Origin of the sequence: Pseudomonas sp. B21-028 (genome assembly GCF_024749045.1) — a bacterium.
GTDB lineage: Bacteria > Pseudomonadota > Gammaproteobacteria > Pseudomonadales > Pseudomonadaceae > Aquipseudomonas.
In genome coordinates this window covers 5,484,077-5,498,550 of sequence record NZ_CP087184.1, presented here as the reverse complement: position 1 = coordinate 5,498,550, position 14,474 = coordinate 5,484,077, and the positions used below count along the sequence as shown (strand labels likewise).

At 60.0% G+C, this 14,474-nt stretch carries 14 protein-coding genes; 10 read left to right on the top strand and 4 right to left on the bottom strand.

Going from position 1 to position 14,474, the window contains the following annotated elements:
• Positions 1–145: 145 nt before the first annotated feature.
• Positions 146–988, top strand: coding sequence for a ChaN family lipoprotein (locus LOY35_RS23765; protein WP_258633723.1), 843 nt, complete (start codon positions 146–148; stop codon positions 986–988).
• 221 nt (positions 989–1,209) lie between these two features.
• On the opposite strand, the gene LOY35_RS23760 is transcribed toward LOY35_RS23765, so the two are convergent.
• The 3 genes from LOY35_RS23760 to LOY35_RS23750 all read right to left on the bottom strand — a co-directional run bounded on the left by LOY35_RS23760 (position 1,210) and on the right by LOY35_RS23750 (position 3,674).
• Positions 1,210–1,482 (bottom strand): TfoX/Sxy family protein, encoded by a 273-nt coding sequence (locus tag LOY35_RS23760; RefSeq protein WP_024779602.1) that lies wholly within the window; start codon positions 1,480–1,482, stop codon positions 1,210–1,212.
• A gap of 202 nt (positions 1,483–1,684) precedes the next feature.
• Complete coding sequence (locus tag LOY35_RS23755) at positions 1,685–2,026, bottom strand: pentapeptide repeat-containing protein (RefSeq protein WP_258627838.1); 342 nt, start codon at positions 2,024–2,026, stop codon at positions 1,685–1,687.
• 91 nt (positions 2,027–2,117) lie between these two features.
• The gene (locus LOY35_RS23750) at positions 2,118–3,674 is read right to left on the bottom strand and encodes a bifunctional aminoglycoside phosphotransferase/ATP-binding protein (protein WP_258627834.1); all 1,557 of its coding nucleotides are present in this window, start codon (positions 3,672–3,674) and stop codon (positions 2,118–2,120) included.
• A 139-nt stretch (positions 3,675–3,813) separates the two neighbouring features.
• On the opposite strand from LOY35_RS23750, the gene mrcB reads away from it, so the two are divergent.
• The 3 genes from mrcB to LOY35_RS23735 are packed head-to-tail and all read left to right on the top strand — an operon-like array spanning position 3,814 to position 7,197.
• Positions 3,814–6,132 carry a penicillin-binding protein 1B gene (gene mrcB, locus LOY35_RS23745; protein WP_258627832.1) on the top strand — a complete coding sequence of 773 codons (2,319 nt, stop codon included), beginning with the start codon at positions 3,814–3,816 and terminating at the stop codon, positions 6,130–6,132.
• Between the two features lie 16 nt (positions 6,133–6,148).
• Positions 6,149–6,868: a M48 family metallopeptidase gene (locus LOY35_RS23740; RefSeq protein ID WP_258627830.1), complete on the top strand. Its 720-nt coding sequence runs from the start codon at positions 6,149–6,151 to the stop codon at positions 6,866–6,868.
• Positions 6,868–7,197 carry a YqcC family protein gene (locus LOY35_RS23735; protein ID WP_258627828.1) on the top strand — a complete coding sequence of 110 codons (330 nt, stop codon included), beginning with the start codon at positions 6,868–6,870 and terminating at the stop codon, positions 7,195–7,197. The genes LOY35_RS23740 and LOY35_RS23735 overlap by 1 nt, the downstream gene beginning before the upstream one ends.
• A gap of 6 nt (positions 7,198–7,203) precedes the next feature.
• On the opposite strand, the gene LOY35_RS23730 is transcribed toward LOY35_RS23735, so the two are convergent.
• Positions 7,204–7,626: a DUF4124 domain-containing protein gene (locus tag LOY35_RS23730; protein WP_258627824.1), complete on the bottom strand. Its 423-nt coding sequence runs from the start codon at positions 7,624–7,626 to the stop codon at positions 7,204–7,206.
• 400 nt (positions 7,627–8,026) lie between these two features.
• Between LOY35_RS23730 and LOY35_RS23725 the strand changes: the two genes are divergently transcribed.
• The 6 genes from LOY35_RS23725 (at position 8,027) to msrQ (ending at position 14,007) form a co-directional block, all read left to right on the top strand.
• Positions 8,027–9,751, top strand: coding sequence for an acetolactate synthase 3 large subunit (locus tag LOY35_RS23725; protein ID WP_258627822.1), 1,725 nt, complete (start codon positions 8,027–8,029; stop codon positions 9,749–9,751).
• Positions 9,752–9,753: 2 nt separating this feature from the next.
• Positions 9,754–10,245, top strand: a complete 492-nt coding sequence (gene ilvN, locus LOY35_RS23720; protein ID WP_003205610.1) for an acetolactate synthase small subunit — start codon at positions 9,754–9,756, stop codon at positions 10,243–10,245.
• 45 nt (positions 10,246–10,290) lie between these two features.
• Positions 10,291–11,307 (top strand): ketol-acid reductoisomerase, encoded by a 1,017-nt coding sequence (ilvC, locus tag LOY35_RS23715; protein ID WP_024779611.1) that lies wholly within the window; start codon positions 10,291–10,293, stop codon positions 11,305–11,307.
• 145 nt (positions 11,308–11,452) lie between these two features.
• Positions 11,453–12,298, top strand: a complete 846-nt coding sequence (gene pssA, locus LOY35_RS23710) for a CDP-diacylglycerol--serine O-phosphatidyltransferase (protein ID WP_258627820.1) — start codon at positions 11,453–11,455, stop codon at positions 12,296–12,298.
• Positions 12,299–12,373: 75 nt separating this feature from the next.
• Complete coding sequence (gene msrP, locus LOY35_RS23705; protein WP_258627818.1) at positions 12,374–13,387, top strand: protein-methionine-sulfoxide reductase catalytic subunit MsrP; 1,014 nt, start codon at positions 12,374–12,376, stop codon at positions 13,385–13,387.
• On the top strand, positions 13,387–14,007 hold the full coding sequence (gene msrQ, locus LOY35_RS23700) for a protein-methionine-sulfoxide reductase heme-binding subunit MsrQ (RefSeq protein WP_258627816.1): 621 nt from the start codon (positions 13,387–13,389) through the stop codon (positions 14,005–14,007). Before msrP ends, msrQ begins: the two co-directional genes overlap by 1 nt.
• The last annotated feature ends 467 nt before the right edge of the window (positions 14,008–14,474 follow it).

Here is a 14,474-nt window from a genome sequence, read left to right as displayed (position 1 = left end):
TCGATGCTGATGTTGAATACCTCCCGGTGGGAGTGATTTCACAGTTGACGGTCCGGACAAAGTATTCATCAAATGTCGGTTCGAGAGTACTCGGCCTGACGATTCCATGCCCATCCGTGAACACCACCGTCGCGAACGCCGCCCGATGCGCCTGATCCTGATTCTGGTCTTGAGTGCCTTGGCCGCTTGCCAGAGCATCGCACCGCCACCCATCAACGGGCGGATCCGTGACCTGCACAGCGGTCAGGCCGTTGCGCCCGGGGCTCTGGTCAAACAGCTGGCGAAGACACCTCGGGTCATCGTGGGCGAGCAGCATGACAACCCTGATCACCACGCGCTGCAATTATGGTTGCTCCAGGCCCTGGCCGGGCAGCGGGCGCAAGGCAGCCTGCTGCTGGAAATGCTGACGCCCGACCAGCAGTCGCGGGTCGATGGGGTCCGCCAGCTATCTGCCATGCCGGAAAACCTGCCCGACGCGCTGGATTGGTCGCCGGGTTGGGATTGGAACCTGTATGGGCCTGTCGTCGAATACGCCTTGGCGCAACCTTATCCATTGTTGGCCGCTAACCTGGATGCTGTCGAAATCCAGCGCTTCTACCAGCAAATGCCAGGCTTGAGCGGTGTTCGCTCCAATAGAGCGGCGGTAAAGGACGAGTTGCTGGGGCAGATTCGTGACTCCCACTGCGGCCTGCTGCCGGAATCGCAGATGCCGGCGATGGTGGCCGTCCAGCAACAGCGAGATCGACGCATGGCCGAACGATTACTGGCCGCGCCAACGCCCGCGTTGTTGTTTGCAGGTGCCTGGCATGGACGCAAGGATGTCGGCGTACCGCTGCATACCCTGGACATCGGGGCCGGAGAGGCGCCGGTGGTCCTGATGCTGGCCGAAGAGGGCAGCGAGGTCACATCGGCCATGGCGGATTACGTCTGGTACACACCGGCCACGCCGCCCGTGGATTATTGCGCGCAAATGCGCGGACAGCCTTAGAGGCGCTTTCCAGCGGGCAAAAAAAGACCCGGCAAAAGCCGGGTCAAATAACCGTGATTAGCCTGATGAGGAGATATCTGAGAGTCCGAACCAAGGGCTTTTCAAATATCGGCCAGTCTCGCGACCGGATGTGGTAATCATAGCGATTCTCATTACCATGTCAAACGTTGTTTTCCAATCAGCCCAAATAACTGCTGTGGCCATGTCAGTGATGAAGAGCATCAGGCCTTGTGACGGGTGGAAATGGCGTCCAATTGCTTGTTCAACGCTTCCTTGCGCTCGGCAGGAATGTCGTTCCAGTGCATGTCCATCAACGCGCCTTCAATCGCATACAACAGCACCTTGGAGGCTCGAAAACCACGGGTGCGCACAGCACGATAGGCATCGACCGCTCCGAGTCGACGCAGATCCGAGGCGCTGTGGATCCCCACGGCGTGTAGCCATTGGGCCGACGTCTTGCCCAGATTCTTCAGGTGCTGCAGTTCATCATTCATCGAGCCTCCTTGCGACGGCCGACTGTTCAGTGGGCAAGCTTCTCAGGAGTGTAGCGCTCAGTAGGAAAAGCGTGATTCTTTGGCAGAATTGTCGCAAAAACTTCTAAGGCATAACGCACGATGAGGGAAACCAGTGGCAACGCCCTCCATCCAGCGCGGGCAGGGGCGCTGGAGGTCGTGTGGGCTTACTCTGTCTGGCGAATCAGCGGGTACGGTAGCGCAACCGGGTGCCGAAGTTCATCGACATCAGAATTTCGTCGGCCGATAGCTCAGGTGGGAAATAGGCGCCGGAGATCTGCGCATGGGCCAGGCTCGCGCCCTCCAGCTTCGACTTGCGGAAGTCGACGCCACGCAGATCGGCGGAACGGAAGTAAGCGTCCGTGAAATCGATGTCGTCCACGTTCAGTTCCCGCAGGTCGAGCCCGCGAAAGTCGCCGCCGCACAGGTCGACCGGGCCTTGAGGGCGTTCCTTATTGAAGCCTGCAATGTCGTCTTTGCGCAGCAAGGCATACAGCGGAGTGTTAAGGATCTTAGGGCGGTTCATGTCATGTCACCTGTTGGTTTTATGGCGCCAGTATAGTGCCACCACTTAACGACCGTGAAGCCGGGTGTCGCTTCACGGTCGAAATAGTTGCCTACAGGCCTGGCAGGCGCTGGCGGATCTGCGCGACCACGTTGTCGAGTGTGCCGCTTTCATTGGTCTGGACCGGTTTGCTGCAGAGGATTTCCGCCGGCGTCAGGGCTTCGCGGCTGGCCTGCTGTGCGGCGATGACCGCCAGGGTCGCGTCGGAAGGGTCTTTCTGGTCGGCCTGGCGCTGCGCAAGCCTGCTCTCGACGATCGCTTGCGGCGCATTGCAATCCAGGATCAGGAACGGGGTGGCCGTCGCTTCGGCGATTTTCGCTGCGGCTTCACGCTGATCGCGCTTGAGGTACGTGGCATCGATTACCACCGGGAACCCGGCGCGCAGAATTCCGCCGGCTATTTCATGCAAGCGCGCATAGGTGGCGCTGCTGGCATCGCTGCTATAGATGCCGGCCTGGGGATCGTTTGGTACCTGCTGTTCACCGAACAGGCGCTTGCGTTCCACATCCGAGCGCAGGCGAATCGCACCCAGCGCTTCCACCAGGCGCATCGCAACGTGGCTTTTGCCTACGGCTGAAACGCCATGGGTAATGGCCAGGAACGGCGACGGAATGGTGCTGTAGCTTTCCGCCAGGTTGGCGTAGTTGCGGTATTGGCGCAGAGTGGTGGCGCGTTGCACCGGGTCGGCTTCGGCCGGCATGCTGAACAATGCGATCTTGGCCCGGACCAGGGCCCGGTAGGCTTTGTAGAAGTTCAGCAGTTCCAGGCCCTGGTAGTCGCCGGTCAGCTCCAGGTACTGGCTGACGAATCGCCGTGCCAGGGACTTGAGCCCGCGGTCTTCCAGGTCCATCGCCAGGAACCCCGTGTCGCCGTAGACGTCGGTGAAACGGAACGGTTCGTTGAACTCGATGCAGTCGAAAATCACCACGTTGCCATCGATCACGGTGGCGTTGCCCAGATGAATGTCGCCGTGGCATTCGCGGATGAAGCCTTCGGCCTTGCGCTGGATGAACAGTGGCTTGAGACGTTCGAAACTGCTTTCAGCCCAGGCTTGCAGGGCTTCGAGTTGCGTCAGGTCCGCCTTGTCGCTGAGGAACGGGCGGATCTGTTCGAAATTCTGCCGCACCGGTGCCATCACGCTGTCCGGGGTGCCGGCGGGGTTTTCGGCGGGGACCTTGGGCGTGGAGAGGTGGAAGCGGGCGATCTGTTCAGCCATTTCGTCGACGTGGGCAGTGGTCAACTCACCGTTGGCCTGCAACGTGCTGAGCAGTTGGCTCTGCGGGAACTGACGCATCTTCAGAGCGTACTCGATCGCCGGCCCGTCACCATTCAGTTGTGGCGCTTCGGCGCTGCCGGTGATCGGCAGCACTTCCAGGTACAGGTCCTGGGTCAGGCGCTGGTTCAGGCGCAACTCTTCGCCACAGAAATGCTTGCGGGCGTCGAGATCGGTGAAGTCGAGGAAGCCGAAATTGACCGGCTTCTTGAATTTGTAGGCGTAAGGACCGGTGAGCAAGACCCAGGAAATGTGGGTTTCGATGACCTGGAACCCTTCGACGGGGTGCGGGTAGAGGGCCGGGTTTTGCAGAGCGGCGATCAGTGACTGGCTCACAGGCGATCCTTCAGAGTCTGGAAAATTCAAGGCCGTCATTATGGCGGCAAGCTGCGTTAACGCAAACCGGATGGTCCGCGCATCACGCAGCTTATCGGGCTCATGTTGAACCACCGCAAAGTGCGTATAATCCGCCGCCATGACTCGTACCCGATCCTCTCGTACCCCCAAGAAACCACCCGCCAGCCGCCTGCGGCCCTGGCTGGGCTGGGCCCTTAAACTCGGCCTGGTGGGCCTCGTCGTGCTTGCCGGTTTTGCCGTCTACCTCGATGCGGTGGTCCAGGAGAAGTTCTCCGGCAAGCGCTGGACGATCCCGGCCAAGGTCTACGCCAGACCGCTGGAGCTGTTCGTCGGACAGAAGCTGAGCAAGGACGATTTCCTCACCGAACTCGATGCCCTGGGCTATCGCCGTGAAAGCGTGGCCAACGGCCCGGGCGAAGCTTCCGTCAATGGCAACACTGTCGATCTCAATACCCGTGGCTTTCAGTTCTACGAAGGCATGGAACAGGCGCAAGCGGTGCGCGTGCGGTTTTCCGGCGACTACGTGGCCGCGCTGACGGGCGCCAACAATGCCAGTCTTTCGGTGGTGCGCCTCGAGCCGCTGTTGATCGGCGGCCTGTACCCGAAGAACCTCGAAGACCGGATCCTGATCAAGATCGACCAGGTGCCGCCGTTCCTGATCGATACGCTGGTCGCCGTCGAAGACCGGGATTTCTACCATCACTTCGGCGTCTCGCCCAAGTCGATTGCCCGGGCCATCTGGGTCAACACGTCCTCGGGGCATATGCGCCAGGGCGGCAGTACGCTGACTCAGCAGTTGGTCAAGAACTTCTACCTGACCAACGAGCGCAGCCTCAGCCGCAAGCTCACCGAAGCCATGATGGCGCTGTTGCTGGAGCTGCATTACGACAAGCAGGAGATCCTCGAGGCATACCTCAACGAGGTCTTCATCGGCCAGGACGGGCAACGGGCGGTGCACGGTTTCGGCCTCGCCAGCCAGTTCTTCTTCAGCCAGCCATTGTCCGAGCTCAAGCTGCATCAGGTGGCATTGCTGGTGGGCATGGTCAAGGGGCCGTCTTCCTACAACCCGCGGCGTAATCCGGAGCGGGCCCTCGAACGTCGCAACCTGGTGCTCGACCTGCTGCAACAACAAGGCGTGGCGACGGCCGAGCAGGTCGAAGCGGCGAAGAAGATGCCTCTGGGCGTGACCAAGCGCGGCAGTCTGGCGGACAGCTCGTTCCCCGGTTTCCTCGACCTGGTCAAGCGGCAACTGCGTGAAGACTATCGCGACGAAGACTTGACCGAAGAAGGCCTGCGGATCTTCACCAGTTTCGACCCGATCCTGCAGATGAAAGCCGAAGCGTCGGTAGAGGACACGTTCAAACGCCTCGGCGGACGCAAGGGTGCCGAGGACGTGGAAGCAGCCATGGTGGTGACCAACCCGGAAACCGGCGAAGTCCAGGCCATGATCGGCAGTCGCCAGGCCAGTTTCGCCGGTTTCAACCGGGCCCTGGATGCCGTGCGCCCGATCGGTTCGTTGATCAAGCCGGCGGTGTACCTCACCGCCCTGGAAAAACCAAGTCAGTACACCCTGACCAGTTGGCTGTCGGACGAGGCGTTCTCGGTCAAGGGCGCGGACGGCCAGGTGTGGAAACCGCAGAACTATGACCGGCGCTCCCACGGTACGGTTTTTCTGTATCAGGGGCTGGCGCATTCCTACAACCTGTCCACGGCTCGCCTGGGGCTGGAAGTCGGTGTGCCGAACGTGCTCAAGACGCTGGCGCGCCTGGGGGTCAGCCGCGAGTTGCCGGCCTTCCCGTCGATGCTGCTGGGGGCCGGTGGCCTCACGCCGATCGAAGTCGCGGCCATGTACCAGACGCTGGCCAACGGCGGCTTCAATACACCGATGCGCGGGATCCGTAGCGTGCTCACCGCCGACGGCGAGCCGCTCAAGCGTTATCCGTTCCAGATCCAGCAGCGTTTCGATCCGGGTTCTATCTACCTGATCCAGAGCGCCATGCAGCGGGTCATGCGTGAAGGTACCGGCAGCTCGGTCTATAACGTGCTGCCCCGGACCCTGACGCTGGCGGGCAAGACCGGTACCAGTAACGATTCCCGTGACAGCTGGTTCGCCGGTTTCAGCCAGGACCTGCTGGCCGTGGTCTGGCTCGGCCGCGACGACAACGGCAAGACGCCGTTCACCGGCGCCACCGGCGCATTGCAGGTCTGGACCAGCTTCATGCGCAAGGCCGACCCATTGCCGCTGGACATGCCGCAGCCGGACAACATCGTTCAGGCCTGGGTCGATTCGCGCACCGGACAAGGCTCCGATGCCAATTGCCCGGGCGCGGTGCAGATGCCGTATATTCGCGGCAGCGAACCACCTCCCGGTGCCGCCTGCGGCGGACAGAATCCAGCCGATTCGGTGATGGATTGGGTCAAGGACTGGATGAATTAAGCAAAGAGGGTTTCACGTGAACAAGTGGTTGATTCCAGCGGTAACTGCCGTGGCTTTGCTCAGTGGTTGCTCGACCGTACAGCGCGGTTCGATTCCGGTTGTCGATTCCGGCACTGCCGTCTCCAACAGTGAAAGGGTGTCGGCCAACGGCGGTTTCCGTCAAACAACGGTGAGACGACCGGCGCAAGGCCAGGCCCAGGCGATTCCTCAAGGTGACACCGGTGTGGTCGTGATGGTGCCCGGCGGCGGTGCCACGACCTCGGCGCCGATCAGCACTACGCCGATCACGCCCGGCCCCATCACGCCGGGCCCTATCGAAACCTCGCCGATCAATCAGGGCAGCTACGGCACGCCTGCCTCGCCCGGCAGCATTCCGTCGGCCGGCTCCGGTGGCCTGTCCGCCGATGAACAACTGGATGGCCCGGTGCTAGCGCTGCTGACCACCGCCCAACAGCAACAGTCCAGTGGCGACCTCAACGGTGCCTCTTCCAGCCTGGAGCGCGCCCAGCGCGTAGCGCCGCGGGAACCCCAGGTTCTTTATCGCCTGGCTCAGGTGCGCATGGCCCAAGGCGATGCACCGCAAGCCGAACAACTGGCCCGTCGTGGTCTGACGCTCGCCAGCGGTCGTCCGGCCCTTCAGGCCAGCCTGTGGGAGCTGATCGCCCAGGCGCGTGAGAAGCAGGGCGATTCGGCTGGCGCGGCGCTGGCCCGCCAGAAGGCCAAGGTTTCGCTCTGATGGACACGCGTTTTCCCCAGATCGCCGATCAGCTGCTGCTGATCGAGCGGGAATTGCGGGTCCAGGGCTGGTGGAGCAGCGTTTCGCCTTCGGCCGAAGCGCTGGCCAGTGTCGAGCCGTTCGCGGTCGACACCCTGGACTTCGAACAATGGTTGCAGTGGATTTTCCTGCCACGGATGAAAGCCATCCTGGAAAACGACCTGCCGCTGCCCAACGCCTCGGGCATCCTTGCCATGGCGGAAATGGTCTATGCCCAGCGACCAGGGCAGGGCATCGAGTTGCAGCGGCTGCTGTCGCAGTTCGACCGGTTGATCAGCGACGTCAGCTGACTGCCGTCACTGGCAGTGTTCCTCTATCTGTTTGCGCGTTTCGTCGATTCGCTGGCGTCGCTCCTCGTCCGAGAGGCGGCGCATTTCCCCTTCCACATCTTCACGGACCCGCGGGTTGTTCTTCAATTGCGCGAGGTTGGTCCGGGCCTGTTCGCAAAACACCTTGAGCTGGGCTTCCTGGTCGGCCACCTGCTGCTTGACCTGTTCGTCAATGGCCTTCTGATCGCCAATGGTGCCGGCGGGTGGTGGCTCGGGCGGTTTGCCGACGGACGGTGAAGACTTGATCACGGTCGTGGCCCCTGTGCCGTCTGGCGGCTGGGCGCTGAAGTGGGTCACCCCCTGGGCGTCCACCCATTTGTAGATCTGACCGGCCATGCACATCGGGCTCAGGCCAACCAGCAGGCTGGCCGTCAGTAGGAACATTCGCATGCTGTTTCCTTGTCATGGGTTGCGCAATTGAAGCTAACACAGTTGCCGTTTAAAGGTTTTTTCTTGCGTTCTCATGCGCTTACTTCGAATAAAGCACATAGACGACTTGACTTGCAGAAGGCGAAACAGAAGAATCCAAAGTCCGCTGTAGAGGGACTGCCAGAAGCAGGCCCACTCGGCAGATCATGAGGCGCATATCCGCGTCGACCTGTTACACCCGCAACGCGTTACCTCGCGCTGGGTGGGAAAGGCCCGCAACACTTGGGACGATCCCAATACTTGCTCAGTCAGTGCTGACGTAGTCGGCGACCACCGTCGCTCATGCTCTGCCGAGAAGTAAACCTATTAAGACCCGTCCCCTTTTGAGGGGCGGTATTCTGGCGTTTTAGAGGTGAACAACGTGGAGCTTTTATCTGGCGGTGAGATGCTCGTCCGCTTTTTGCGTGACGAAGGCGTCAAATATATCTACGGGTACCCGGGTGGTGCTCTTCTTCATGTCTATGATGCCCTGTTCAAAGAACCGGAAGTGACCCACATCCTGGTTCGTCACGAGCAGGCGGCGACCCACATGGCTGACGGCTACGCCCGCGCCACCGGTAAGGCCGGTGTGGTGTTGGTGACTTCCGGTCCAGGCGCCACGAACGCCATCACCGGTATTGCCACGGCCTACATGGACTCCATCCCGATGGTGATCATCTCCGGCCAGGTGCCCAGCACCATGGTCGGTACCGATGCGTTCCAGGAAACCGACATGATCGGTATCTCCCGGCCGATCGTGAAGCACAGCTTCATGATCAAGCACCCGTCGGAAATCCCGGAAGTCATGAAGAAGGCCTTCTACCTGGCGGAATCCGGTCGTCCGGGTCCGGTGGTGGTCGATGTTCCCAAAGACATGACCAACCCGGCCGAGAAATTCGAATACATTTTCCCGAAGAAAGCCAAGCTGCGCTCCTACAGCCCGGCCGTGCGCGGTCACTCCGGACAGATCCGCAAGGCAGCCGAGATGCTCCTGGCGGCCAAGCGTCCCGTGCTGTATTCGGGTGGTGGCGTGATCCTCGGTGGTGGCTCCGCGCCGCTGACCGAACTGGCGAAGATGCTCAATCTGCCGGTCACCAATACGCTGATGGGTCTGGGCGCCTTCCCGGGCACCGACCGTCAGTTCATCGGTATGCTCGGCATGCACGGCAGCTACACCGCCAACCTGGCGATGCACCATGCCGATGTGATTCTGGCCGTTGGCGCGCGCTTCGACGACCGGGTCATCAACGGTGCGGCGAAATTCTGCCCGAACGCCAAGATCATCCACATCGACATTGACCCTGCGTCCATTTCCAAGACCATCAAGGCAGACGTGCCGATTGTCGGTCCCGTGGAAAGCGTCCTGACCGAAATGGTCGCCATCCTCAAGGAAATCGGCGAGACCCCGAACAAGGAGTCCGTGGCCAGTTGGTGGAAGCAGGTCGATGAGTGGCGTGGCGACCGTGGCCTGTTCCCCTATGAGAAGGGCGACGGCAGCGTGATCAAGCCGCAGACCGTGATCGAAACCCTCTGCGAAGTGACCAAGGGCGATGCCTTCGTGACCTCCGACGTGGGCCAGCACCAGATGTTCGCCGCGCAGTACTACAAGTTCAACAAGCCCAACCGCTGGATCAACTCCGGTGGCCTGGGCACCATGGGTTTCGGTTTCCCGGCGGCCATGGGCATCAAGTTGAGCTTCCCGGATGTCGACGTCGCCTGCGTCACCGGCGAGGGCAGCATCCAGATGAACATCCAGGAGCTGTCCACCTGCCTGCAATACGGTTTGCCGGTGAAGATAGTGATCCTGAACAACGGTGTGCTGGGTATGGTTCGCCAATGGCAGGACATGAGCTACGGCAGCCGTCACTCGCACTCCTACATGGAATCGCTGCCTGATTTCGTCAAGCTGGCCGAGGCCTATGGTCACGTCGGCGTGCGTATCACGGAATCGAAGGACCTGAAGTCGAAGATGGAGGAGGCGTTCGCCATGAAGGATCGTCTGGTGATCATCGACATTTCGGTCGACACCAGCGAACACGTCTACCCGATGCAGATCAAAGACGGTTCCATGCGCGATATGTGGCTGAGCAAGACGGAGCGTACCTAATCATGCGGCATATTATTTCCCTGCTTCTGGAAAACGAACCGGGTGCTCTGTCTCGCGTAGTGGGCCTGTTCTCGCAGCGCAACTACAACATCGAAAGCCTGACGGTGGCACCAACCGAGGACCCGACCCTGTCGCGTCTGACGCTGACCACCGTGGGCCACGATGAAATCATCGAGCAGATCACCAAGAACCTGAACAAGCTGATCGAGGTGGTCAAGCTCGTGGACCTGTCGGAAAGTGCTCACATCGAGCGCGAACTGATGCTGGTCAAGGTCAAGGCCACCGGCGCCCAGCGCGCCGAGATCAAACGCACTACCGATATTTATCGTGGGCAGATCGTCGATGTCAGCGCCAGCGTCTATACCGTTCAGTTGACCGGTACCAGCGACAAGCTCGACAGCTTCATCCAATCGATCGGCACTGCCTCGATTCTGGAAACCGTACGCAGTGGCGTCACCGGGATTGCCCGTGGCGACAAAGTACTGAGCATCTAAATCAAATTAGCGAATGGCCTGAACGGCCGGATATAGGGGAAATTCATGAAAGTTTTTTACGATAAAGATTGCGACCTGTCGATCATCCAAGGCAAGAAAGTCGCCATCATCGGTTACGGTTCTCAGGGTCACGCCCAGGCGTGCAACCTGAAAGACTCCGGCGTTGACGTGACCGTCGGCCTGCGCAAAGGCTCGGCCACCGTTGCCAAGGCAGAAGCCCATGGCCTGAAAGTGGCTGACGTGGCTTCCGCCGTTGCCGCCGCAGACCTGGTCATGATCCTGACCCCGGACGAATTCCAGGGCGCGCTGTACCGCGACGAAATCGAGCCGAACATCAAGAAGGGCGCTACCCTGGCCTTCTCCCACGGTTTCTCGATCCATTACAACCAGGTCGTGCCGCGCGCTGACCTCGACGTGATCATGATTGCGCCGAAGGCTCCGGGCCACACCGTGCGTTCCGAATTCGTCAAGGGCGGCGGTATCCCTGACCTGATCGCGATCTACCAGGACGCTTCGGGCAACGCCAAGAACGTGGCCCTGTCCTACGCTGCCGGTGTTGGCGGCGGTCGTACCGGCATCATCGAAACCACCTTCAAGGACGAGACTGAAACCGACCTGTTCGGCGAACAGGCCGTTCTGTGCGGCGGTACCGTCGAGCTGGTGAAAGCCGGTTTCGAAACCCTGGTTGAAGCTGGCTATGCGCCGGAAATGGCCTACTTCGAGTGCCTGCACGAACTGAAGCTGATCGTTGACCTCATGTACGAAGGCGGTATCGCCAACATGAACTACTCGATCTCCAACAACGCCGAATACGGCGAGTACGTGACCGGCCCTGAAGTGATCAACGCCGAGTCCCGCCAGGCCATGCGCAACGCCCTGAAACGTATTCAGGACGGCGAATACGCCAAGATGTTTATCAGCGAAGGCGCTACCGGCTATCCTTCGATGACCGCCAAGCGTCGCAACAACGCTGCCCACGGCATCGAGATCATCGGCGAGCAACTGCGCTCGATGATGCCTTGGATCAGCGCCAACAAGATCGTCGACAAAGCCAAGAACTGAGTCGCGGACTTGATCGAAAAAACGCGGCCTCGGCCGCGTTTTTTCGTTTGGGCGATGGCTTCTGGTATAAAGCTGCATCGTTTGCGGCCGAACCGTCGTCCCAGACGCCTGTCGAATTTTTTCACACCGTTGCAAGGTACTGTCCATGAGCGAACGTCCCGACGAGCCAAACCAGGCTCCTGACGCCGAAAGCATGCTGCCCATCGATGAGCACGTCGAAGAAGGTCATGACGCTGAAGGCCGTAAGGTCCGGCATCGTGGCATCTATCTGCTGCCGAATCTGTTTACCACCGCCAACCTGTTTGCCGGCTTCTATTCCATCATCAGCTCCATGAGCGCCCAGGCTGCCCTGAGCGCCGGTGATACTGCCGGGGCGAGCCGTTATTTTGCTTTCGCCGCCATTGCGATCTTTGTCGCCATGGTGCTCGACGGCCTGGACGGGCGCGTGGCCCGCATGACCAATACCCAGAGCGCATTCGGCGCCGAGTATGACTCGCTGTCGGACATGGTCGCTTTCGGCGTGGCTCCGGCCTTGCTGGCGTTCGGTTGGGCGCTGGGTGACATGGGCAAGGTCGGCTGGATGGTCGCTTTCATTTATGTCGCGGGCGCCGCGTTGCGTCTGGCGCGTTTCAACACCCAGGTCGGCAAGGCCGACAAGCGTTACTTCATCGGCCTGGCGAGTCCGGCTGCGGCGGGCGTCGTGGCGGGCGTGGTCTGGGCGTTCAGCGACTATGGCATCCAGGGCTCGAAGATGTCTTTCCTGGTGGCACTGCTGGTGGCGGCGGCCGGTATGCTGATGGTCAGCAACATCAAGTACAACAGCTTCAAGGAGCTGGATCTGAAGGGGCGTGTGCCGTTCGTGGCAATCCTGGCTGTGGTGCTGGTGTTCGCGGTGGTCTTCAGCGATCCTCCGCGGATTCTGTTGCTGGTGTTCCTCGCCTATGCCGCTTCCGGACCGGCGCAATATTTGTTGCGTCTGCGCCGACGCTAAACGTTGCCTTAATGTAATTTCCCCCATACTCCGCAGTCTATTGGTGCATCTGCCCCCCAATACTGCGGAGTTGTCATGCTTATCAAGATCCCCAAGTCGTCCGACTGCCGTGAATCGGACGTCACCCCCGAGACCCTCTATCTATCCCGTCGCCAGATGCTGGGAGCAACCGTGGCCGGCCTTGCCGTGAGCAGCCTGCCGCGTTGGGCGAGCGCTGCCGATGTGGCGCGTTACCCCGACGTGGAGCCTGGAAAGGCGCCGTCCTGGTTTGCCGAGAAGCTGCCGGCCACCCAGTGGGGCGCGGTTACGGTCAAGAATGAACCGATTACGCCGTTCAAGGATGCCACCCATTACAACAACTTCTATGAGTTCGGAACTGACAAAGGCGATCCGGCGGCCAACGCCGGGTCCCTGAAAACCGAACCCTGGAGCGTGGTGGTGGATGGGGAGGTGGGCAAGCCAGGACGCTACGGTCTGGAAGACTTCATGAAGCCCTATCAATTGGAGGAGCGGATCTATCGACTGCGCTGCGTGGAAGCCTGGTCGATGGTCATCCCGTGGATTGGCTTCCCCATTTCCGCGCTGCTCAAGCAGGTTGAACCAACCTCCAAGGCCAGGTACATCCGTTTTGAAACGCTGCAGGATCCCAAGACCATGCCCGGCCAGCGCTCCGGCTTCGCCTTGATCGACTGGCCTTATGTAGAGGGCTTGCGACTGGATGAGGCGATGAACCCGCTGGCTATCCTCGCGGTTGGCATGTATGGACGGGAGTTGCCGAACCAGAACGGCGCACCGCTTCGCTTGGTGGTGCCGTGGAAGTATGGTTTCAAAAGTGTGAAATCCATTGTGCGTATCAGTCTGGTCAGCGAGCAGCCCAAGACGACCTGGCAAAGCATTGCATCGGACGAGTACGGCTTCTATGCCAACGTCAATCCGACGGTCGACCACCCACGTTGGACCCAGGCGCATGAACGTCGCCTGCCGAGCGGGCTGTTCAGTCCCAATGTGCGCGATACATTGATGTTCAACGGCTATCAGGATGAAGTCGCTTCTTTATATGCAGGGATGGACCTGAGGAAGGACTACTGATGCGTTTTCCAGTGTGGCGGATTGGCGTCTTCGTCGCGGCGGCGATCTGGCCGTTGCTCTGGCTCTACGAGGCGTTGATGAATGCGTTGGGTCCCGATCCCGGCAAAGTGCTGGTGGACCGGTTGGGGTTGGGCACGCTGATCCTGCTCCTCATCACCTTGAGCATGACCCCTCTGCAGAAGTTGACGGGGTGGGCGGGGTGGATCGCGGTCAGGCGCCAGCTTGGATTGTGGTGCTTTACCTATGTGGTGCTGCACCTGAGTAGCTACTTGGCGTTTATCTTGGGGTTCGACTGGTCGCAGTTGGGCATCGAGTTGAGCAAGCGGCCGTATATTATCGTCGGGGTACTTGGGTTTCTCGGTTTGTTGGCCTTGGCCGTCACGTCCAACCGTTATAGCCAGCGGCGCCTCGGTGTGCGTTGGAAGAAGCTGCATCGCCTGGTTTATCTCATACTCGGGCTTGGGTTGTTGCACATGTTGTGGATCGTGCGGGCGGACCTGAAGGAGTGGGCAATCTATGCCTTCATCGGAGGTGTCTTGATGGTATTGAGGATTCCTTCGATTACGCGCCGGATCCCGCGTTTGATGGGTAAGAAAGTATCTTCTGCCACAAAAGCGTAATTAAGGGTTGACGGCAGATTCTGAGTCTCTATAATTCGCCCCACTTCCGGCGCAGCCGAAACGGAAAATTCCTTGAGTTTCAATGAGTTAGATGTTTTCTGGCAGCGCAGGGCTTCAGTTCATCGAAGTCCGGAAGGAGTCGGCAGGGCAGGTTGTTTGGCTCGGTTTGACGGTTCGATCTTCTCGGTCGAAAGCGGTGAAAAAGAGGTGTTGACAGCAGCGACCAACGCTGTAGAATTCGCCTCCCGCTAACGAGAGATCGGAAGCGCAAGTGGTTGAAGTTGTTGAGGTTTTGGAAAGCAAAACTTTGAAAACTTCTAAAATAACCGCTTGACAGATACACGGGGCGCTGTAGAATGCGCGCCTCGGTTGAGACGAAAGGCTCAACCCACCGCTCTTTAACAACTGAATCAAGCAATTCGTGTGGGTGCTTGTGGAGTCAGACTGCTAGTCAACAGATTATCAGC